General features: G+C 40.9%; 17 protein-coding genes. 15 read left to right on the top strand and 2 right to left on the bottom strand.

Translation table 11 applies throughout. From position 1 onward, the window contains the following. Positions 1 to 795: DUF4419 domain-containing protein (locus tag VE944_RS14470; protein ID WP_324978118.1), on the top strand; the 795-nt coding region annotated here is incomplete at its 5' end. Positions 796 to 1,291: 496 nt separating this feature from the next. Here VE944_RS14470 and VE944_RS14465 read toward each other — a convergent pair. Then, positions 1,292 to 2,200, bottom strand: coding sequence for a transposase family protein (locus VE944_RS14465; RefSeq protein WP_324978116.1), 909 nt, complete (start codon positions 2,198 to 2,200; stop codon positions 1,292 to 1,294). Between the two features lie 288 nt (positions 2,201 to 2,488). Between VE944_RS14465 and VE944_RS14460 the strand changes: the two genes are divergently transcribed. The 3 genes from VE944_RS14460 (at position 2,489) to VE944_RS14450 (ending at position 13,012) form a co-directional block, all read left to right on the top strand. Continuing rightward, complete coding sequence (locus VE944_RS14460) at positions 2,489 to 2,659, top strand: CopG family transcriptional regulator (RefSeq protein ID WP_324978120.1); 171 nt, start codon at positions 2,489 to 2,491, stop codon at positions 2,657 to 2,659. A 344-nt stretch (positions 2,660 to 3,003) separates the two neighbouring features. Continuing rightward, entirely contained in the window at positions 3,004 to 10,506 is a 7,503-nt protein-coding gene (locus VE944_RS14455) for a non-ribosomal peptide synthetase (RefSeq protein ID WP_324978114.1), read from the top strand. A gap of 298 nt (positions 10,507 to 10,804) precedes the next feature. Beyond that, a complete protein-coding gene (locus tag VE944_RS14450) occupies positions 10,805 to 13,012 on the top strand; it encodes an ATP-binding protein (protein ID WP_324978112.1) in 2,208 nt (735 codons plus the stop codon). 589 nt (positions 13,013 to 13,601) lie between these two features. Here the strand turns inward: VE944_RS14450 and VE944_RS14445 are convergent. Then, entirely contained in the window at positions 13,602 to 13,724 is a 123-nt protein-coding gene (locus tag VE944_RS14445) for a hypothetical protein (RefSeq protein ID WP_258169775.1), read from the bottom strand. Between the two features lie 63 nt (positions 13,725 to 13,787). Here VE944_RS14445 and VE944_RS14440 point away from each other — a divergent pair, with 63 nt between their 5' ends. The 11 genes from VE944_RS14440 to VE944_RS14390 all read left to right on the top strand — a co-directional run bounded on the left by VE944_RS14440 (position 13,788) and on the right by VE944_RS14390 (position 22,539). After that, complete coding sequence (locus tag VE944_RS14440; protein WP_324978109.1) at positions 13,788 to 14,078, top strand: helix-turn-helix domain-containing protein; 291 nt, start codon at positions 13,788 to 13,790, stop codon at positions 14,076 to 14,078. Positions 14,079 to 14,817: 739 nt separating this feature from the next. Further along, the gene (locus tag VE944_RS14435) at positions 14,818 to 15,618 is read left to right on the top strand and encodes a hypothetical protein (RefSeq protein ID WP_324978107.1); all 801 of its coding nucleotides are present in this window, start codon (positions 14,818 to 14,820) and stop codon (positions 15,616 to 15,618) included. A 164-nt stretch (positions 15,619 to 15,782) separates the two neighbouring features. Next, entirely contained in the window at positions 15,783 to 16,400 is a 618-nt protein-coding gene (locus VE944_RS14430) for a Uma2 family endonuclease (protein WP_324978105.1), read from the top strand. Positions 16,401 to 16,477: 77 nt separating this feature from the next. Further along, positions 16,478 to 17,380: a hypothetical protein gene (locus VE944_RS14425; protein ID WP_324978103.1), complete on the top strand. Its 903-nt coding sequence runs from the start codon at positions 16,478 to 16,480 to the stop codon at positions 17,378 to 17,380. A gap of 136 nt (positions 17,381 to 17,516) precedes the next feature. Then, positions 17,517 to 18,071: a hypothetical protein gene (locus VE944_RS14420; protein WP_324978101.1), complete on the top strand. Its 555-nt coding sequence runs from the start codon at positions 17,517 to 17,519 to the stop codon at positions 18,069 to 18,071. 97 nt (positions 18,072 to 18,168) lie between these two features. Then, positions 18,169 to 18,441: a hypothetical protein gene (locus tag VE944_RS14415; protein ID WP_324978099.1), complete on the top strand. Its 273-nt coding sequence runs from the start codon at positions 18,169 to 18,171 to the stop codon at positions 18,439 to 18,441. A gap of 119 nt (positions 18,442 to 18,560) precedes the next feature. Continuing rightward, positions 18,561 to 18,830 (top strand): hypothetical protein, encoded by a 270-nt coding sequence (locus VE944_RS14410; RefSeq protein ID WP_324978097.1) that lies wholly within the window; start codon positions 18,561 to 18,563, stop codon positions 18,828 to 18,830. Between the two features lie 166 nt (positions 18,831 to 18,996). Next, positions 18,997 to 20,070 carry a hypothetical protein gene (locus tag VE944_RS14405; protein WP_324978095.1) on the top strand — a complete coding sequence of 358 codons (1,074 nt, stop codon included), beginning with the start codon at positions 18,997 to 18,999 and terminating at the stop codon, positions 20,068 to 20,070. Between the two features lie 143 nt (positions 20,071 to 20,213). Continuing rightward, positions 20,214 to 20,663 (top strand): DUF1257 domain-containing protein, encoded by a 450-nt coding sequence (locus tag VE944_RS14400; protein ID WP_324978093.1) that lies wholly within the window; start codon positions 20,214 to 20,216, stop codon positions 20,661 to 20,663. A gap of 3 nt (positions 20,664 to 20,666) precedes the next feature. Further along, positions 20,667 to 20,870 carry a DUF2997 domain-containing protein gene (locus VE944_RS14395; RefSeq protein WP_324978091.1) on the top strand — a complete coding sequence of 68 codons (204 nt, stop codon included), beginning with the start codon at positions 20,667 to 20,669 and terminating at the stop codon, positions 20,868 to 20,870. 94 nt (positions 20,871 to 20,964) lie between these two features. Next, on the top strand, positions 20,965 to 22,539 hold the full coding sequence (locus VE944_RS14390; protein ID WP_324978089.1) for an AAA family ATPase: 1,575 nt from the start codon (positions 20,965 to 20,967) through the stop codon (positions 22,537 to 22,539). Positions 22,540 to 22,660 lie beyond the last annotated feature (121 nt).

Genomic DNA, 22,660 nt, shown 5'->3' with positions numbered 1-22,660 from the left:
GGCTGGTTGAGTGATTTGTTTCCTTATATTAAACATTCAGTAACTAAAGCTCCCTCACTCAGAAATCCCGTTTTGGAAATAGATCGCTGCTCCTTGCCTAATGGGTCATCATCCTCCGAACAAACATTCAGCCACGAAACTTGCGGTATTCGTGCTGATAGCTTGCCTTTAGGAATCTCTCAAGCTCCATTTCGTCTTCAAATGGCAGGTGAGAAAAAATATTCTTTAGAACTACTCGCTGGTTTCATTGGCGTTCGTCAAGATTCTCAATCGCAAACTTTACAACCTGAAATTGGTTGGGCAGTGCGCGAATGTAACAATGATTTTGCACAGTTACTCGACGAAGTTCAACAGCAGCACCTGACACAACCGCCGATTAACTGGTCTGACTTTCGCAGCTATGGTGAGCGAGTTGGCAAAGAACATATCGAAATGCTAGAGCGATTCGATGGTGCGATACTTTACCCTAATAGTAGTCATTTTTGGCAAATTCCTCAATATAGGTTTCATAAAATTTACGAAATTTCTCAACCAAAATCTTTTACCTGTTATGCAACTCATCTGATGGATCTTGAAGATGGTCGTTGTATTGCTTACTTCTTTAATACTTACAAGCGCGAATGTTGCATACTTTTGGGACAGCCGATTTTAGAGAGCAATCAGCTTTCAGATCCTGTAATTATTGCTAATAGCATTCCAGAACTTTTTAAGCGCATATTTCAAGCTCAGGGGCAGTACTACTTTGACGATGCTAACTTTGAGGTTGCCCAATTTAAATATGAATCACTGCTTTAGCTGGAAGACTAGAGGTACTAAAAGATAAGCTGCTGCACCTTTAATTTACATAAAAGGATGGCAATCGCCTACAGCAGGTAGTTATACCATTTCTTTGTGAGGCTGCGCCAAATTTTCTTTCTTCTTTGTGTCCTTTGCGCCCTTTGCGGTTCGTTCCTCATATAAATTTGGCGCATCTTCATACAGAATTGGTATTAAGCGATTGCGCTTGGCTTAACCAAAGTATTATTCTCCCGAACTTAACTCAGGTTGGTTCAAAATTGCCTCTACTAGCAATGCAATCGGTAAGCTGCTATTTACCATGTATTTCCACTGAATAGACATATCCGCAAATTAACAAACGTATGCTAGGAATAGGTTTTAGTTATTATTTGGGGCTGGCGATCGCGGATAACAGTCTGACGATAGAATCAGGTTTTCAAGGCTAATAGTCACATTTTTCTCAAAATTTTTATCCGAAATAGAATTAAATATATTTAATTCTAAATAGCTCTCTTTAACTATTAAGACCTAATAAAAACACCTGATTCATCCGTAATCTAACTAATCCGCAAACGCTCATAATTACCCGATTATATTTATTATGTGCAAGGTGGAATCTGTCACTAGCAATTTTAAATATTTTGATCCGACCTATGAGATGTTCAACACCTATTCTTCTGGAAGATAATTCTTTATTTTCTTGTTTTTGTAGCTCAGGAATTTCAGTTTTTTTAGTCTTTTTATGAGGCGTTGCTATTGCATCATCCCCCTTATAAGCTTTATCTCCTAAAAATTTTTGTTTAGGGTCAAATTTATCGCGACTGGCTCTAAATAAATTAATGTCACTTGTTTTACCTAGTTTTCCAACTATTACATCAACGATATCTTCTCCATTTGGTAAAACAATAAATTGATTTTTCAGAGTATGCATTTTTTTCTTACCTGAGTAGTATTTTTTCTGTTCTTGATAGTCCACAGGTCTTTCTATAGGCTGTTCTGCGCTATCTACAATTAATTCGTATTCTAATAATGATTGGCGTAGTTTTTGATATTTTTCTTCGGATTCACTTACTTCTTCTATTTGAGATGCTGGGAGGATTTCTCTTAATATTTCTATCCAATAATTAAATATATCATTTGCCTTAGTTTTAGAAACATCAAATAATAAACCGAGTATTTCAAATATAGGTTTTTGTCTCAGATAGATTAGGCACAAACATATTCCTTGTTTGACTGACATATCTGGTTTCCTTCCACCACCTTTAGCCACAATCCGAATTTTATTTTTTTCAATAAACGCCTGTTTCTCTAAATGTCTTTTTTCTGCTAACTTTACTAATGCCAAAAAATGTTCATATTCAATACCTATTAATCTTTTTGATTCATGAGGATGTGACTCTATTCTTTCTAAAGGCGTTGTCATAGTAGATGCACTTTAATTTATATTCAATTATTTAATTATCTCATAATGTTTATATTAAGGATAGGTCTAATGCTTGATTACAGAAAAACTTTTAGCTTATGTTCTATTCACAATTGTTGCCTTGAAATTACTTAAGCTTCATAACTTAAACTGAATTTAAACTCTTCACTACGGCTTTACAGTTATTAGTGTTTCCTTTACAGCTTCTTGAGGCTAATATCATTACTTTTATCATTGTGATAACAGTTTGAATGATTGATATTAGAGAAGTAGTTTCAATTTGAGTTCATTAAACCAGTGAATAAGAAATGGGCGACTAAAAGACTTACAATTAATCTGGCATCAAAGGAAGCAGAAAGATTAGAAAAATACTGCTCAATAACAGGACGACCAGCAACGGATGTGATTCGAGAGTTGATTCGCTCTTTGCCAACCGAAGAAACACCAAATGCAAATTGAACCGCTTGATTATTTTTTAAGCCCCAAAGCGATGCCTGCGGTGGGCTACGCCAACGCCTAAAATTTTCGCAATAAGCAAGAGTTAATAACATTAATTTTAGTTCTATTGAGAATAGGCTTTGCTTGTTGACATGATGCGGCCGCCCTGATCGTTTGCCTAATAGTCATAGCTATTACCAAAACCTTTATCTTGCATACAGGCATAGAATTTGAGCAGTTTAGTTTTCCATTCTGCTATATTATGGACGTTGTTGGAAGGTAAACTTAGACATCCATTTTTGGAAGGTAAAGTTGGACGAATTGTCCAAAATCTTCTTCAAGTCACAGATTGATAAAACACAAACATGATAATTAAAAATTCTACAGAATTCCAAGTAAATCCCCCCCAAAAATTCCATAATTCTAACCCTTGTCAAACGTTATTAATTCATCATTTATTTGAAGCTCAAGTACTGTGTTCACCCACTAGTATTGCAATAGAATTTGAAGGTAAGTGTCTTTCTTATCAAGAGCTAAATCAGCGTGCTAACCGACTTGCTCATTATTTGCAAGTATTAGGAGTGCAACCTGATATTATCGTTGGATTGTGTTTAGAACGTTCTTTAGAATTAGTTATTGCTGTACTAGCTATCTTAAAAGCAGGTGGTGCTTATCTTCCTCTTGATCCAACCTATCCAGCAGAACGTCTCAGTTTCATGCTCGAAAATGCCCAAACTTCTATATTATTAACTCAAAGCCATCTGTGCAAAGATTTGTCAATACAAACTACACATCGCTTTTGCTTAGATAGCGATGAGGAAGCAATTGCCCAAAATCCTACAACCGCCCCCCAAAGCGAAGTTACTCCCAACAACTTAGCTTATGTCATCTACACCTCTGGTTCAACTGGTAAACCCAAGGGTGTGGCAATGCCTCACCATCCCCTTGTCAACTTAATTACTTGGCAGGGGCAAAATTCAACAGTCGGTCTGAATGCCAAAACACTCCAATATACTCCGATTAGTTTTGATGTCTCCTTCCAAGAAATCTTTGCTACCCTCACCACAGGCGGTACACTGGTTCTAATTTCCGAACAAACGCGCCGTGACCCCGCAAGCTTGCTACGCTTTGTCAACCAAGCAGGGATTGAGAGGCTGTTTCTGCCGTTTGTGGCACTGCAACAATTAGCAGAAGTGGCACAGATGGAAAGCATCATTCCTACTAGTTTGCGTGAGGTGATTACTGCTGGGGAACAATTACGTATCACAACAGCGATCGCCCATTTATTTAGTCGCTTACCTCAATGTAGTTTGTACAACCACTATGGGCCGTCTGAAACTCATGTAGTCACAGCCTTTACCTTGACTGGTTCATCGCAAGATTGGCCGGCATTGCCACCAATTGGCCAACCAATTGCTAATAGTCAAATATATTTATTAGATTCAGACCTACAACCTGTACCTGTTGGGGTTGCTGGGGAGTTATATGTTGGTGGTGTTAGTCTAGCAAAAGGATATTTAAATTCTCCTGAATTGACAGCACAAAGATTTGTTGTCAGTCCTTTTAACAAGTGCGATCGCTTGTATAAAACAGGTGATTTAGCCAGATATCTTGCTGATGGCAACATTGAGTATTTAGGACGTATAGATCAGCAAGTTAAGATTCGCGGCTACCGTATCGAGCCAGGAGAAATTGAAACTGTACTTGAACAGCATTCTCTAGTACGGCAGGCAGTAGTAGTTCCCCGAAATGATATACCTGGTGAACAGCGTTTAGTTGCATATATAGTTGCAGATACGCCTGCTATTTCTGTAAGTGAACTGCGAGAATTTTTGCGATCGCAACTACCAGAGTATATGGTACCGAGTGCGATCGTGTTACTAGATAAACTACCATTAACTCCTAGTGGTAAAGTTGACCGTCAAGCTCTACCTGTGCCAATCTATGGAAATAACCAAGAGAATTTTGTTGCGCCTGAAACTCTTACAGAGATAGCGTTAGCAAATATTTGGAGTGAAATTCTTGGCTTAACGCAAGTGGGAATTTATGACCATTTTTTGGATTTAGGCGGACATTCACTGCTGGCTACGCAAGTAATTTCCCGTATCCGCAATGTTTTGCAAATTGAGTTACCTTTACATTGTCTATTTGAATCAGCCACAATAGCTGAACTTGCAAAGCTAATAGAAACAGATAGGCAACAAATACAAACTATAAAGCTTCTCCCAATCCAACGAGTAAAACGCGACGCTAACTTACCTTTAGCATCCGTACAGGAACCATTATGGTTTTTGGATCAGTTAGTACCGAACAATCCCTTCTATAACGTACCAGAAGCCTTTCAGCTAAATGGTTTGGTAAAAGTTGGAGCTTTAGAACAAAGTTTCCAAGAAATAATCAACCGTCATGAAATCTTACGTACTACCTTTAAAGCTTTAGATGGGCAACCTATACAGGTGATCTATCCATCTTCAACCTTTCAATTAACTGTCATAGATTCACCTACAAATCAAAGCCAAATCTGGGAATTAATTATCAAAGAGGCTAGACGTTCCTTTGATTTATCTAAGGATCTCATGCTGCGTGCTGCACTCTTTAAATTAAGTGAAACCGAGCATTTTCTTTTGATCAACTTGCATCATATTGTCTGTGATGGTTGGTCAATGAAAGTATTGTTGCAGGAACTGGCGATCCTCTACACTGCCTTTGCACTAGAACAAACTTCTCCCCTGTCGGATTTAACAATTCAGTATGCTGATTTTGCAGTTTGGCAACGACAGTGGTTGCAAGGTGAGATCCGAGAACGTCAGCTTGCCTATTGGCAAAAGCAGTTAAATGGTCTACCACCCATCTTGCCATTACCAACAGACTTCCCTCGACCATCAGTGTCAAGCTATCAGGGGGCACGGCATTTCCTGAGTTTATCCGCATCTTTAAGCACAGAACTGAAGCAATTGAGCCGTCAAGAAGGTGTTACCTTCTTTATGACACTGCTGGCCGCCTTCCAAACATTACTTTTTCATTACACTGGACAAGACGATTTTGCTATTGGAACACTCGTTGCCAATCGTCATGACCCTGAACTAGAAAAGATGTTGGGATTCTTTGCCAACACCCTCGTACTCCGAGCAGACTTGTCAGGTTTGCCTAGTTTTCGGCAGTTTTTACAACGAGTCCGAGACATGACTTTAGGAGCTTATACTTATCAGTACTTACCATTTGAGGAACTGGTGCAGGCATTACAACCCGATCGCGATCTCAATCAAAATCCACTTGTTCAAGTTGTATTTAACTTGCAAAATACACCGACATCTACTTGGGAAGTGCCGGGTTTGTCGTTAACTCATCTGCCCCTTGATAATAAAACTGTCAAATTTGATTTGTTTTTGGAATTGGCTGAAACACCGACTGGCCTAGTAGGTTACTTCGAGTATAGTACCGGCTTGTTTGCAGCTAGTACGATCGCTCGCATGACTGAACATTTCCAAAAACTACTGGAGGACATCGTTGCTAATCCAGATGAGAAAGTCGATAGATACTCCTTGCTCACAAAAACCGAGCAACAACAACTGCATACATGGAATCAGACTCAAAAAGATTTTCCTCAAGTATGTATTCACCAATTGTTTGAAGCGCAAGTATTAAGAACACCGAATGCGATCGCGATTGAATTTGCCGGACAGCAACTAACTTACCGAGAATTAAATCAGCAAGCAAATCAAGTAGCAAATTATTTGCAAACCCTTGGTGTAAAACCGGATGTTATTGTCGGTATTTGCATTGAGCGATCGCTTCAGATGCTTATCGGGGTGTTAGGAATTCTCAAAGCGGGTGGAGCTTATGTGCCATTAGACCCAGCTTATCCGCAAGAACGTTTAGCATTTATGCTCAACGATTCACAAGCACCAGTACTGTTGACGCAGCAAAATTTGAGCGACAAGCTGCCCAAACATAATGCACAGGTAGTTTGCATAGACTCTGATTGGTATGTCATTACCAAGCAAAGCCAGCAGAATCCAAATAGTGGAGTAAAACCTGAAAATTTAGTTTATACAATTTATACATCAGGTTCCACAGGTAAGCCCAAAGGAGTGCAAATTAAACATTGTTCGCTAGTAAATGTTGTATGTTTCATCGCTCAGGAACCAGGACTGAGTGAGCAAGATATCCTCTTGGCTGTGACTACCATCTCTTTTGATATTGCAACCATAGAGCTTTACTTACCGCTGATTGTCGGTGCGCGTATTGCCCTAGCTAGCCGCAAAGTCGCCTCTGATGCTTTACAACTAGCTGAGTATATTGAGCGATCGGGTGCAACTTTTATGCAAGCTACCCCAGCGACTTGGCGAATGCTATTAGCAGTAGGTTGGCAAGGTAATCCACATTTGAAAATTCTTTGTGGCGGGGAAGCTTTATCGAGAACACTAGCAGATGAACTGCTCAATAAGTGTTCCTCTGTTTGGAATGTCTACGGGCCAACAGAGACTACCGTATGGTCTACAATTTACAAATTAGAATCAGGAAATAGTTCAGTACCTATTGGTCGTCCCATTGCCAATACGCAAATTTATTTGTGTAAATCTCATAAAAATCACCAACAGTCTTTGCAACTTGTATCTGTTGGTATAGCAGGGGAATTATATATTGGTGGTGTGGGTTTAGCTCAGGGATACCTGAATCGACCTGAATTGACTCAAGAGAGATTTATTCATAACCCTTTTGGTAATGGGCAACAAGATTGTCTGTATAAAACTGGTGATTTAGCTCGCTATCTTCCAGATGGTAACATCGAATACTTGGATAGAATTGATCACCAAGTGAAAATTCGTGGTTTTCGGATCGAATTAGGAGATATTGAAACTGCACTCAGCCAACATCCTGCTGTGAGGGAAACAGTAGTTGTTGCCAATGATGAGCGATTGGTTGCCTACCTTGTTCCTAAACCAGAAAAATCAGCAGAGGATGCCTCGACTACATCCCAAATTGAACAACTACAACAGTGGCAAACAATCTGGAATGAATCATATAACCAGTCTGCAATAGAGCAAAATTTCAAGTCCGATCCAAAATTCAATATTATCAGCTGGAATAGCAGCTACACAGGATTAGCGATCGCATCTCAAGAGATGCAAGAGTGGGTAGATCGAACAGTTGAGCGAATTTTATCTTTACAACCGCAGCATGTCTTAGAAATTGGTTGTGGAATGGGGCTGTTACTGTTTAGAATTGCTCCCCACTGCTCCTATTACTTTGGGATGGATCTCTCAAAAACAGCCATCTGTTACTTAGAGCAACAATTAAAGCAGCAAAATTTATCCCAGGTAAAGCTTGCCACCAAAGCCGCAGATGCACTTGATGAATTAGAACCTGAAAGCTTTGACGTAATCGTGATTAACTCTGTAATTCAGTATTTTCCTAGTATTGACTACTTAGTGAGTGTCTTAGAAAAAGCAGTTAAGTCAGTCAAACAGGGCGGATACATCTTCATTGGAGATGTACGCAGCTTGCCGTTGCTAGAAGCTTTTCATACATCCGTGCAGTTATATCAGGCTGCCAACACTTTGCCCATAGAGGAACTACGACAGCGCATTCAAGAACGTATAGCTCACGATGGAGAATTAATTATCGATCCAGCCTTTTTTAATGCCCTCAAGCAACATCTATCTCAGATTAGCCATGTGCAAATTCAGCTTAAGCGTGGTAATTATCACAATGAAATGACTTGCTTTCGTTATGATGTCATCCTTCATATCGGTACTAAGGAGAATCTGACTGTAAAACCGACTTGGCTAGATTGGCAGCCGGATTTAACGTTGTCTAGAATCTATAAACTTCTAGAAGAAACAGAACCAGAATGTCTGAGTTTAGCTGGTATTCAGAATCCGCGAATTATAGCAGATGTTGAAGCTACTAAATTGTTGGCGAACTCCAATGATTTTCAAACAGTCGGTGAACTGCGGGCAAAATTACAGGAAAATACACAACAAATAGGGATTGATCCTGAAGCACTTTGGAATTTGGGCTATTGTTTACCTTACACTATCCACATCGACTGGTCAGCTTCAGATGCACAAGAGTGCTATGATGTAGTATTTCAACGAAATTGTACTGCGCCCACAACAGATGACAAGAGCATAATTGATTTCTTTTGTGACAAAACCGCTCCCATCAAACCTTGGAGTGCCTACGCTAATAATCCCCTTAAAAGTAAACAAGCAGACAATTCATTAAATCTGGTACCGCAACTGCGTGCTTTTCTGAAAGAGAAACTACCTGATTATATGATTCCTGCTGTCTTTGTCGTCATGGACTCCCTACCACTGACACCAAACGGCAAGGTTGATCGCCGCGCACTACCGGCACCAAACCGAGTTAGACCTGAACTACAGGAAAGTTTTGTCGCACCTCGTAACGAGATTGAACAGCAATTAGCTCAGATCGCAACTCAAATTTTGGGACTCCAACAAATTGGAATTCATGACAACTTCTTTGAGTTAGGGGGACACTCTCTACTATTAGCTCGAATGCTTTTCCAGATACAAAAAACATTGCAGATAGAGTTGTCCCTACAAAATATTTTCATAGCTCCTAGCATTGCAGAATTAGCTAAAATCATTGCAGCAATCAAAGCTGGAGATTATGCAGCATCAAGCATTCATCCTGCCCTCGATCTGGAAGCTGATGCTATTTTAGATCCAACAATTAACTCTAAAACTGCATCACTTGATTTCACTTTTGAACCAACCAACGTTTTATTAACTGGTGCAACAGGCTTTTTGGGTGCTTTCTTGCTTCACGAATTACTTGAGCAAACCCAGGCAAAGGTTTATTGCTTGGTCAGGGCTAGTGATGTTCAAGAAGGTAACGATCGCATCAAGAGTATCCTAGAAGAATACAAGCTTTGGGAGCAAAATAGAAGCTCCAGAATTATTCCCGTAATTGGCGATATATCTCTACCACTGCTGGGGTTGTCGTCTGAACAATTTCAAAATTTGGCAGAAACTATCGATATTATTTACCACAACGGTGCATTAGTTAACTTTGTGTATCCATACTCGGCGCTAAAAGCCGCGAACGTTTTAGGTACACAAGAAATTTTGAGATTGGCAAGTCAAACAAAGATTAAACCCGTTCATTTTGTCTCTACTATTGGCGTTTTTTCACCAATTGCCTATCCTGAAACAGGAGTTATTTTAGAACAGTCAGCCGATCGCCCTCATGGCCTCTACGGTTACACCCAAAGCAAATGGGTTGCAGAAAAATTAGTTACACTGGCTCATGAGCGAGGAGTTCCCACAGCTATCTATCGTCCCACTTGGATAGAAGGACACAGCCAAACAGGAATTTGTAATCGTCCCGGCTTTTTACGCAGCCTGATTAAAGGCTGTATTCAACTGGGGTTTGCACCTGATTGGAACATACCTGTAGATATTGTTCCCGTTGATTATATTAGCCAGGCGATCGTCCAGTTATCAAAACAAAAATCATTTAATCAGAGAATATTTCACATCTCTAATCCTCAATCTATATCATGGTATCAGCTTGCCAAATGGATGCAGAATTTTGGCTATTCAATTGAGATAATTCCTTTTCAAGATTGGCTCTCTAAAGTCGATTTTTTTCTCCCGACTATGCCAGAAAATGCTTTATTGCCCTTCTTATCCTTCTTATTTGAAAAACTTCCGGAACAGCAACAGTCAATTCCTGAAATTTATTTTCAATCAAAATCTCTACAATTTGATAGCTCTAATACATTCACTGGCTTAGTAGGCAGTAGTATTACTTGTCCACCTGTAGACGATAAACTGCTGAATACTTACTTTTCGTACTTTATTGACTCTGGTTTTTTGGAGCCTCCTCTCCAATAGGGTGCGGATAAATTATTGAGGCAGGGGCAGAGAAATTGGTTAATCATCAATTTCTCTGCTCCTGTTTTTCTTTACTACTCAAGAACTGCTTGCCTCAACAGGTAACTTTGTTAACCCAACCGTATTATCTCCTTTATCAGATGGGGCATTTTATTTTAGGTGCCTAAAAATAGAGTGAATTTATGTTCGATCGGGATATTTTTAGGGAATTATCTTAACTAAGGCAACAATTTATACTGCTTTTAATAAGTTTTAAACAGTATCAACAGCCTTCTAAATGTACTCTAGTTTCCAGGTTATGAAAACCCGTTCCCCATCCAGCAAATTCTGGGCATTGCCATTGCAGCTTGTTCTCATTGTTCCTTTTGTAGTGCAAGTGTTTGGTGCAGTGGGGCTAGTGGGATACTTATCGTTTAAAAATGGTGAGAAGGCTGTTGAGGATCTGTCAAAGCAGTTGATGAAGCGAACAAGTAGTGAAGTAAATCATCACTTAGATGCTTACTTGTCAATTCCGCATAAAGTCATCCAGACCAATGCTAATGCAATTCGCATGGGATTACTGAATGTGCGCGATCGCAAAACTGTTGGCAAATTCTTCTGGTACCAAATGCAAGCCTATGATCTGACCTACATCAGCTTCAATCTACCAACTGGAGAAGGAGGTGGAGCCGGTCGCTATGATGGCAAAACAGTTACTATCGACGAGAACACCATCAAAACACCTAGGTTGCCGAAAAATTCTAAAACTTACTTGACAGACAACGATGGCAATCGTACTCAACTGTTGTCTACCGCTACCTGGGATACCCTAAATGAACCCAATTACACTGAACCCGCCAAAGCTGGGAAACCCATTTGGACAAGGATCTACACCTACTACGATCCTGCCTATCCTCCCTATATTGCAGCATCGGCAGGTAGCCCAGTTTATGATGCCACTAAAAAGCTGATTGCCGTGGTGGGGGTTGATATTCATCTATTGAAACTAAGCGAATTTTTGCGAACATTAGATATCAGTCGCTCTGGGCAAGTATTTATTGTAGAACGTGATGGGATGTTGGTTGCTAATTCTTGTCCAGAGCAACCTTTTACTGTCAACAAGAACGAAATTAAACGTCTTAAAGCAATAGATAGTCCTAATCCAGTTGTGCAGGGGATTGCTCGACAGCTTCAGCAAAGAATTCCTAATCTTCGGACAATCACTAGTACCCAAGAACTGCAAGTCAATTTTCAAGGAGAAGATTATTCTGTGCATATTGCGCCTTGGCGCGACGCTTATGGCTTGGACTGGCTAGTTATGACCAGCATCCCGCACAGTGCCTTTATGTCTCAAATCAATGCTAATACCCAGATTACTATTTTACTTTGTTTTGGGGCACTGATATTGGCAACCATAAGTGGTATTTTTACCGAACGCTGGATTTCACATTCTGTCCTGCGTTTGAAGCAGGCAAGCCAGGCAATGGCATCTGGCGACTTAGACCAGACAGTTACAGATGGCAATATTCAAGAACTTAACGTCCTTGCCCATTCGTTTAACCACATGGCAGGGCAACTGCGCCAATCCTTTATTGCTTTAGAAAATAGTAATGCCGAACTAGAAGCGCGAGTCGAAGAACGAACTGTTGAACTCAAAACAGCCATGAGTGAATTGCAGCGTACCCAAGCACAAATGCTTCAAAGCGAAAAAATGTCAGCTCTTGGTCAGATGGTAGCAGGTGTTGCTCATGAAATTAATAACCCGGTCAACTTTATTCATGGTAATCTCAGGTACGTTGAGGAATACACCCAGGGTTTGTTAGGTTTAGTGCAGTTGTATCAAAAATATTTTCCCTCACCACCACAAGAAATTGAAGCAGAACTGGTTGCAATTGATTTTGATTTTTTGGGTCAGGATTTAACTAAGGTACTCCAGTCAATGGAAATGGGAACCAACCGGATTTGCGAGATTGTATTGTCATTGCGAAACTTCTCACGGTTAGATGAGGCAGAAGTAAAAAAGGTTGATCTTCATGAAGGTATCGATAGTACACTCGTTATTCTGAACCATCGCCTTAAATCTAAACCTGAATTTCCTGCAATTCAAGTTATTAAAGATTACGGAAAATTACCCTTAGTAGAGTGCTACGCAGGTCAATTAAATCAGGTGTTTATGAATATTTTTAGCAATGCAATTGATGCACTCGAAGAACGCCATTCTCAGCTAACACTAGAGGAAATAAAAGCTAAAACAAACACTATTTGGATTTCGACAATTGTTAAAAATAACACTATTGTTATTAAGGTTAAAGATAATGGACTCGGTATTAGTCAGGAAATACAGTCCAAATTATTTAACCCATTTTTCACTACTAAGTCTGTTGGGAAAGGGACAGGTTTAGGTTTAGCCATCAGCTACCAAATCATTAAGGAGAAGCACGGCGGAAAGCTTTCTTGTGATTCTATACCAGGGAAGTGGACAGAATTTGAGATTGAACTTCCCCTCCTGCAACTATCTAGAACCTGACGAATCTATGTCTTGATAAAACTAAAGCAGAGAAGGAATACGAGCGCCAGTTTCTAAACATTCTTCAGTCAAGGCAGCAGTTGATTGATCTTTAGACATCTCCAAAATAGTAACATTGGCTTTTTTGAAGGGGGTACTGTTCGCGTAATGACGACACGACAAGCTAGGATAGCTTCAGATGCTAGGTTCGGAAGTCGCACTAAAGTCCCGCAAACAGTGTTAACGACTATTTTAAGTTCTAGATGAGAAAATAGCTAGAGAAATTCGACTTAAATTTTACTCAGTATAGTGAGTCTTTAAGCCGACTGCGAAAAGGGATCGCAAACTAATTCAACGAACCAAAACTGAAGTGCCACCGGGAAAAGTAGCCGGAGCTAACCCGGAGTGGCGGCAAGTAAACTTCTAACGCTGGAGCCACCAGGGAGATCCCGATGACCAAATCAAGTCTGAAAACTGGTTGCTAAAAACTTTAATCGTTTCAGAATCAAGACGCTCAAATAAAGGTATTGCCCCGATCCGCAATCGTGTACAAGCAATTTTATTTCTACGGCAATGAATTCTTTGTGAGTTTCACTTGGCCTTGAGAAAATTAACCGTAAGAGTCTTTGAACAGGTGTTGTGTTTCTCCAGTTGACGCAGGCTGAAATAATCGCATTGCTAATGGGCAAGCGATCGCTTTCACCTTTGCTTGGTGTAGCCTTATGGTTGACACCAGTATATTAATAATATTATCATGTCAATTGGCGAGCGCAGTGAAAATAAAATTAAAGTAAAAATGAATATCACAGTAGATGTAACACCCATCGCTGCGTTTAGGTGGAATGAAGAAAATGCCCAAAAACTCAGGGAGCTTAGAGAGAAAGCTGGATATAGTAGACAAAAGCTATCTGATGCTGTGGGAGTTTCTGTGGCTTATATTCAGCAGCTAGAGACTCCTCACGTTTTTATTAACAAACCAAAAAAACCAACTCAGATGACTGTTAGTACAGAAATTCTAGAGAAACTTTGTGCTGCTTTAAATGGGGATATCACTTCGCTTATTTGGAACATAGATTACAACAGCTAAGAGGATTAGCTACTACGCTCACCAGTAAAATCTGCTTGACAGACACTGGTGAGCGTAGTAATATAATAATCATAAGAGAGGAGACGAGCGCGATGCCTCTTTTGAAAAACAAAGAAGCGCTCAACCCCAAACCCAGATTTGATTAACACAAAACATAGATTTGAGAAACAAGAACCCCCCGTCGTATAGCACAAGGTACGCCAGGTAAAGTCGGCTGGGGGAGATACTCAAGATCACTCAATAAATCCACTCATACTGCAATCAGGGCAACCGCTCAACAAAGTTGCAAGTCGCAAATCGCAAGTGAAGAACAAATTAACCAAGTCGCAGGTCGCAGGTCGCAAGTCGCAAGTAAAAATAATACCAAGTAGCGAGTCGCAAGTAAAAATTCACAAAATTGCTCTTAAACTTGCGACTTGCGACTTGTTACTTGCGACTTGTTTTAAGTCCCCGGCTTCTATCAAGCCGCAAGTATGTGTTTGCGGGGTCTAAATGCCCGTTACAAAACTTACATTACGACTTACGACTTGTCACTTGCGACTTGAGTTTAATACCTTCTCTAGAGCCTTGTGCTGTGAATTCTTGCTAGACAATAACTGAAATTTAGAAATGTGAGGCTACGCCAAAGCCATTTGAGAGCGTTGCGGTAAACCACAACGTTGTTCACGCAAAACAAAAGGCGATCGCCGTCCGTGGAAAGTCTGCGATCGCCTTTTTACCCATTTAGAGGTATTTTCTAATGATTACACAAAGTTTAGCCCCTACGCCAACAAAAGATCCGCTAACGAACAGCGATCGCCAAATCATTGCAACCATCGTCAATCAGTCAGATTACTCAAAAGAGTGCCAGCCCAAAGATGTAGTGACTATCTGGATTACTGAAGATGGCACTACAGTTTGGGTAAAAATGATCCACGGCTATGCTCGATACCACAAAGAACAGTTCAAACGCGCAGTAGTAGAGATTAAAACAAGTCTTTTTGCTCCAGTAAAGCGCAATCAGCAACTAGATGAGGAATTAAAACAAGTTGCTGACAAAATTAGCTTGTTGGGTGATTATGACTGGTTATCGCTGAGTATCCAACCCTATCCTGACAAGGTAATCGGTTATGCTGGCTGCTACACCTCACAAAAGCCTCGATTATTTTCCTCACTGGCTCAATGGGACTTCACACCACTCAAATGGAATACTCCTGCTGCCATCTGCCCTGACTGTGATGGTCACGGCTGCGGCAACTGCTCGTATCGCGGGACTCGTGCAGTGGATTTATGCCAGCCAGTAGATGGCTACCGACTGACCTATGTAGGACGCACTGACACCCAGACGGCTCACAATGTATATCTGGATGGTGAGTTTTTGGGGATACTCTTTAAGGTCAGAAACCCTGATGAAATCTGGGAAAACGACACCAAGACGTACTATTGGCAGCGTAGCAATGGCATGAAGTATTGGAGCGCCAGAGAAGCTGTAAAATCCTTTGCTCAAGCTGCGGTGACTAGTGAAGTGCCACAGGTTAGTTTAGAGTTGGCGGTAGCGTAAAATTAAAGAAATCTGAACAGTGGACAGGAGAAATTAGAAAAACTGTCCACTTACCAATTTGAGAACGAGATCCTTTATTTAAATGTAAAGATAGAAGCAAATCTAAAATTTTTGCGCGATCAAACATTCCATCGGCATTAGTTCAAACTTGAAGAGATAATACGATGTTTCAAGCTTTACCAGAACCAGTTACTTTTGAAGAATTTCTAGAGTGGAAACCAGAAAATGGCAGATATGAACTATACAAAGGAGTAATAGTAGAAATGCAACCAACAGGAGAACATGAGCTAGTTAGAGCATTTTTGATTAGAGAACTCAATTTTGAGATTCGCAGATTTAATCTAGCTTATACTATTCCTGGTCAAGTATTAGTCAAATCAGTTGACAAGAAATCTGGTTATATTCCAGATGTATTAGTATTGAATCTTCCTAACTTGGTCAATGAACCACTCTGGAAAAGAGCATCAACAGTTACTCAAGCAGAATCAATTCCATTAGCCGTGGAAGTTGTAAGTACAAATTGGCGTGATGATTATTTTCTAAAATTTGGTGAGTACGAGGAAATTGGGATTCCAGAATATTGGATTGTTGACTATGCTGCTCTTGGTGGAAAGCGGTTTATTGGGAATCCTAAACAACCGACAATATCAGTTTATGCTTTAGTCGAAGGTGAATATCAAGTTACTCAATTTCGAGGAAATGACCGGATTGAATCACCTACTTTAAGAGAGCTAAATTTAACTGCTGAACAAGTTTTTCAAGCTGCTTTAGGACAGTATTGATTAAGACTAATACTTTCCAAGTCAACGAAAGCGATTTTGGTATTGGTATAAACTATCCTTCGCAATTTGTCCTTTGAATGACCCAAAAATTTTATAGTCTGTTTGTTGAGCATTATCTCGAAGGCTTGCTTTCACCGTTAGGTAGCGTAGAAGTTAGCGGCGTAATAACCGATTCAGAAAGGCGGGGAATTGTTCTGTTTTTTCCGAAAGGGACAATTCAAACCGGAAGACACTCACTTGGATTACTTGCTAAAGTTGCTCAAAGTGATTGTTCAATAGAAGTTTATTATGAGCAAATTGGTGAAACAGAAGTCCGAAGCTGCCTACATAAACTTTTAAGTGTCTTTTCAACTTTGAACTGTCGGGCATCGGTAGAAGGGAAAACTTTAGATGATAATGATTTACCGCGTTTCTGGATTGTAGTACCATCAGCTTCGCAAGATTTACTCAACAGTTTTGGCGCACAATTAGAGCTAGAAAACTGGACTACTGGAATATACTTTCTGCCTAATGTTTTTAGACTTGCAATAGTAGCTATTAACCAACTACCAGTTACTCCAGAGACGCTATGGTTGAGGCTTCTAGGACGAGGAGCAATTCAAAAACAAGCAGTAAGTGAACTCATTGCGCTTCCTTCATCCAACCGACTACGCCAAAATGTTTTAGACATAGTTTACAGGTGGCGTATCAGTGTGATGACGCAGACAGATTTAACTTTATATGACCAGGAGTTGATCATGAACTTAACAGAAGCTTATCAAGAAGCAAGAGCGCAAGCGGTACAAGAGGGAGTAGAGCAAGGACAACGCCAAATTGTAGAAAACTTGTTGAGATTTAGGTTTGGTTCTGTGGATGAAGAATTAGCGAGAGTGGTCGATAATTTGTTGCAGTTAGCACCAGATGACTTTGCAAGATTTTTACTGGAATTGTCTAGTTTATCTCGTGGAGAGTTGTTAGCAAGATTTGATTCGCACGAATAACCTATAACTACAAATAATTATTAGTTAAAAGCGCTTTTGTGAAATCAAGAGCGCTGTTTTATTGGCTCTACGCTTCACATATCACAATTAAACGGCTACGCCAATGCAAAAGTGAAAATGCTTTTGGTACAAACAAATGACCCCTCAAGAAAATGCTGAACTACTTGCTGCTTTGATGCGCCAAGAGGAACTACTCAAGCAATTAGTTGCAGCAATCAATAAGCCGAAATTGGGATTGCATTCGGAAGCTGGCAGTTGCAAAATCTACTGCAATCGTCAGCACGGAGGGCTGTGGTACAAGCTAAATGGTGAACCGAGTGATATCCCCAAAACTGCTTTAACTGGATATCTTAAAGAACTACGGTTTGAGAATACAGAACGCCGCAAAAAAGAATCCTGCAAGTTGTTAATTACTGTTCAAGCAGATCGGACATATATTTTAGAATCAGGCTACGATACGCATTTCTCAAAGTGCATACTTGCGGCGATCGCAACTTTGACTCCAGAACAATTGTATTCTCCCATCACACTACAGCCGCAGCCGGGAACGACAGATGAGAATGTTCTGTTCTGTCGCGTTTGGGTAGAGTCGGAGTTAGTCATGGCATCCTACAACGAGGAGACAAACTGGCGCGAGGTCAGCAAGCAGGCAATTGCTGTAACCAAAGCTGCGGCGGAGATGGCGTTCTAACTTGTTGTAAACAGGGCTTGAGAGACTGTAGTTATAAGTTACTCAAGCCTTGTCTACAGCCAACGTGTGCTGTTCAACTATTCACAACTAATCACAGATGACTACTACAATTGTTCAGCCCAGTGTCGAAAACTTACAGCAGTTTTCCGACTCGTTCGACGTTGAAAAACTATTGCAATCTGAGGGAGTCTTGCCGTGGCTTTTGGCTAACGGTTGGGATTACAGCGATGAAGTGAGTTTGATTGCAAACATCATTGATGAGTCTACAAGTTTAGATGAAGTTTGGGACTCAGAGGAGTTTGATTTTAAGGCACTACCAGATGAATCAAAGTCAAAATTAAACCAGATTTTCGAGCATTTCTATCTTTGAAAGAATCGGAAAATTACATTATACGTGAAAAACTCTACAGTCAAACTGATTAAAGTTAACTGTAGAGAAAAATCGATTCCACAAAAGATTATCGCACACTCTACTTCAATGCTAATCAGATGGAAGAAAATTTGATTAAAGTGTACGACGCGACACTGCTGAGTTCATCAAAGGTCTACCAAATCAACGGTACGCTTTGTCGATATCTGGGTGATACAGGTAGTATACAACATCCACAATATCTGTTTTTACCTCTGCCTAATCAAAGGAAAAAAGCCAGCTTTCCACTAAACCGAAATAAACTTATGACTCGCTGTTATGAAGTCGAAGGCATGGTTTATAAAAAGCCTGTGATACAGGACAATTCGCAGCAACTTCAACTATTTTAGCGATGTCAATACACAAACCGCCAGTCATTAAAAGACATATTCGGATACAAGAAAGCTTTACAAAAGTAATCTATAGAGCTACTACAGGTATTCACAAATTGAGAAATACTCACAAAGAAAGCTTCGCTGAATTGAAAGTGAAAAATAATGATTGAGGTCAATAATAATGGTACAAGCAATCGACAATCCTATTGCTGCAAATTTCCTAACTGATGCAGTAGTCGAACGTCACAATTTCTCCCAACTCAATAAAACCCGCATTCGCTTTCGTATCCAGTTAAAGAAAAGTACAAAGTCTGCTGCTCCTAAATGGGCGGATGTGCTAAAAGCTGAAGTGTCGGAAATTGAGTCAGACCTCGTAAAAGTGACTAATTCTGAAGTTGGTCTGCGAGGTATTAAGGTATTCAAAAAGCTTGATGAAGCTGCTGCCCAATTGAGGCAAGAGATTGCTTCAGTTCAAGAGTGGATGTCAAGTGATACTGGCGATTGGGTCTGTCCGATTGATTTGGCTCCACTTGTTTGGAATCAGTTAATCAATATTAGAGATAATATTGCCCCTGGATTGCGTAATCAATTAAAAGTCGATTACGAAGCGGGACTCGAAGATTATCAAGAGCGGATTGATCAGTTCCTCTCACTTAATACTTGGGAACTACCTCACGACAAGCAAGCAGATGTCAAAGCCAATTTGCTAAAAGCATTTCCGATTCTGACCGACCTTGAAGACTATTTGCAAGTTGTTATTGGTCGTCCGGTGATTATTCCTGCCCTCTCTGAACAACTCAATCAGCAGCAAGCCGAATGTCTAGACCAGATTACCCAGTTCATACAACAGTATGACCAAAATCTGGAGCAAAGGCTACGGGAATCGGCTCTAGCTGGTGGTGAACAACTTGCCGCACAGTTGCTCTCTGAACTAGCCGACTGGGAGCCAGGGCGTAAACCAGTCCAGTTTAAGAAAAAGATGGAACGCCATCTGATGAAGGTTCAGGTTTTACTAGCAAATGCTGACTCAGAGGCTGGCAGCAGCTTAGAGGCGATGATGGCGCACATTGACTCGATTGTTAATGATCCGGCGATTGAGTCAAAGAATCTTGGTAGTGAGGGGCGCAATCAGTTGCAGCAAAAGATGCAAGAAATTCGCACCAAGCTACTAGATGAACAGCGCAATTTGCAACAGCTTGCAACTGGTGATGTGGGCTTGTCGAAAGCTACTGTGATGTCGTTTAAGTTCAGGTAAAAAACAGTCTTGGGCGGAGTTACATCGCTCAAGACTAACTAATGAATTGGAAATGTGGTGTTCACCTCTGGGGTGTTCACCTCCAAAAGAATATCGCACTTTTACTATTTCTCAAACCAATTTTTAAAGCTTGGAGATAACTTGTGTCACACTTCTCAACCGTTAAAACCAAACTTACTAACCGCGAATGTTTAGTACAAGCCCTCACGGATCTAAATCTATCACCGCAAGTTCATGAAAAAGCACAGTCATTAAAAGGATACTACGGGTCATCTCAAGGACAAAGTGCTGAAATCATTGTATCTGGTCGTACCATTAAAGCCCGTGCAGACATCGGGTTCAAATGGAATCAGGCAAGCGGCGTGTACGACGTAATACACGACAGCTATGAAACAGTTCCGAAGCTGGGCAAAGACTTTTTCAGCAATAAACTAATGCTGGCTTATGGTAAGCATTTGATTCGTGCCAAAGCCGCCGAATTACAAGAGCAGTTTGGAGAATGTGCGATCGCAGAATCTACCAGTGGCACTGTGCAAACTTTACGACTGACTTTTGCCGGACATCAGGAAGTTAAACAATTTGCACGGAGATAAATTATGGAACGTTCAGTTTTAATTCATTTCGACTCGGCTACAGGTGAAGTTCGAGTGGAAGCGGAAGGTTTTGAGGGATTAACTTGTTTGTCAGCAACCCAGCCATTTGAAGAGGCGTTGGGGGTTGTACAGGGCGAACGTGAATTTAAGCCGGAAGCTCAAGCACAACGTATAACAGCAAATCATCAACAATACCAGCGCCAGTAATTAGCCAGTCAGTAGTCAGTTTTAAGCGATAACTGACTACTGATTTTGTCACAATGGCTTCGCCAAAACTAATTGAAGTTATCTGAAATCCGCCATGAAACTCTCAAATTTTCTCTCCACGCTTGATTCACAAATCCCCATTGCTGCGGTTGATGTGCTTTCGCTCGATGAGGCAACTATCATACAATGGCTGACTACTGAAGCCAACAACAAACTAAACAGTCCTGTCTTCTTCTGGAATCTGGGAGTGTCCACCCTGGAGCAATGCTTAATTGCAGCAGATGGGGGATTGGTATTTAAGCCAGTCGCAGAGTATAAGAAACCACCACAGGCTGATCCACTACTATTCGTATTCGACTACATTGCTAATTTTAGTGGGAATGGTGTATTTATCCTCGGAGATATTCACCCCTTCATTGCTAAGAACTCACCCCAATTATCATGGGAGATTTTAAGCAAGGTAAAAAATCTTTACCACAGGTTAAAACCCACAGATAAACGCATTGTTCTGTTAGGTCAGAACATACAATTACACGAATCCCTAGTCAGATTGATCCCTTACTGTGAAGTGCCGTTACCTAGTATTGACCAAATACTTGAACACATCAATTCTTATTTACACGACTTACAACAGTCAGCTATTGAGCAAGAATTGACTTTCACTATTTCCTTAGAACATGCTGAATTTGAAACTCTTTCTCGTGCAGCACTGGGATTAACCTTAGAAGAAATCAGTGATTTTCTGCGGTTAACAGTCAAAGAGCGTCTGAGCCGGAATGGTATTTTGATTGATGCCACAGTCACACCTCTGATAGTCGAGTACAAAACCCGGCTGTTGGCTCAGATGGGAATTGAGTTAGGCAAACCTGCAACTATCCCCTTTGGCGGACTCGATTTACTGCGCGAATGGCTGATGAGGCGGCGGCGACTGTTCACTCAAGAGGCGCGTAAGCTGCATCTGCCGCAACCCAAAGGCGTATTGTTGGCGGGGCCTCCCGGAGTTGGAAAAACTTTGCTAGCCAAGAACATCGCTAACATACTCAATCTACCACTTCTGCAACTAGACATTGCTTCCCTCTTGGGCAGTTTGGTAGGTGAATCCGAAGGTAATGTGCGTCGTGCCTTGAAAACTGCCGAGGCGATCGCACCCTGCATTTTATGGGTGGACGAGATAGAAAAAGCACTTTCGGGGACTGGTGACACGAGTGGAGTTTCACAGAGGATTCTGGGCAATATTCTCACGTTTATGTCCGAATCTCAGTGTGGTGTGTTCGTTGTTGCTACCTGCAATGATCCTTCAGCATTACCGTCTGAGCTAAAGAGGAAAGGGCGATTTGATGAAAATTTCTTCGTCGATCTGCCGACAGAACCGGAGCGGGTACAGATCCTAAGCATTCATCTACAACGCTTTGGCATTCACCTGGAATCCGAATATCTCGAAGCGATCGCTGCTTCCACCGCGAAGTTTTCAGGAGCAGAACTGGAAACCCTTGCTTCGGAAGCTGCTCTGCTGGCATTCGATGAGGATAGACCGCAGCAGGTAACGCTTGCTGACCTCGAAGCAATTCGTCAAACGATTACCCCACTTGCCATCCAGGATGCTGCGGCAGTTGGGCGAATGCAGGCTTGGGCATCCACCGCACGACAGGCTAGAACACCGATTCAGTAATCGGTAAACAAAAGAAAAATCAGCCGAAAGTCAAGTAAATAGTGAAGAATAAAATAGAGTAAATGCCTACCAGCTAAGGCTTACAGTGACAAGCAAGATTTGAGAGATATTTAATAAAGTC

Origin of the sequence: Nostoc sp. (assembly GCF_035638895.1) — a bacterium.
Lineage (GTDB): Bacteria > Cyanobacteriota > Cyanobacteriia > Cyanobacteriales > Nostocaceae > Nostoc.
Note: the sequence above shows the minus strand (reverse complement) of the source record. Positions and strands in the feature narration are given on the sequence as shown.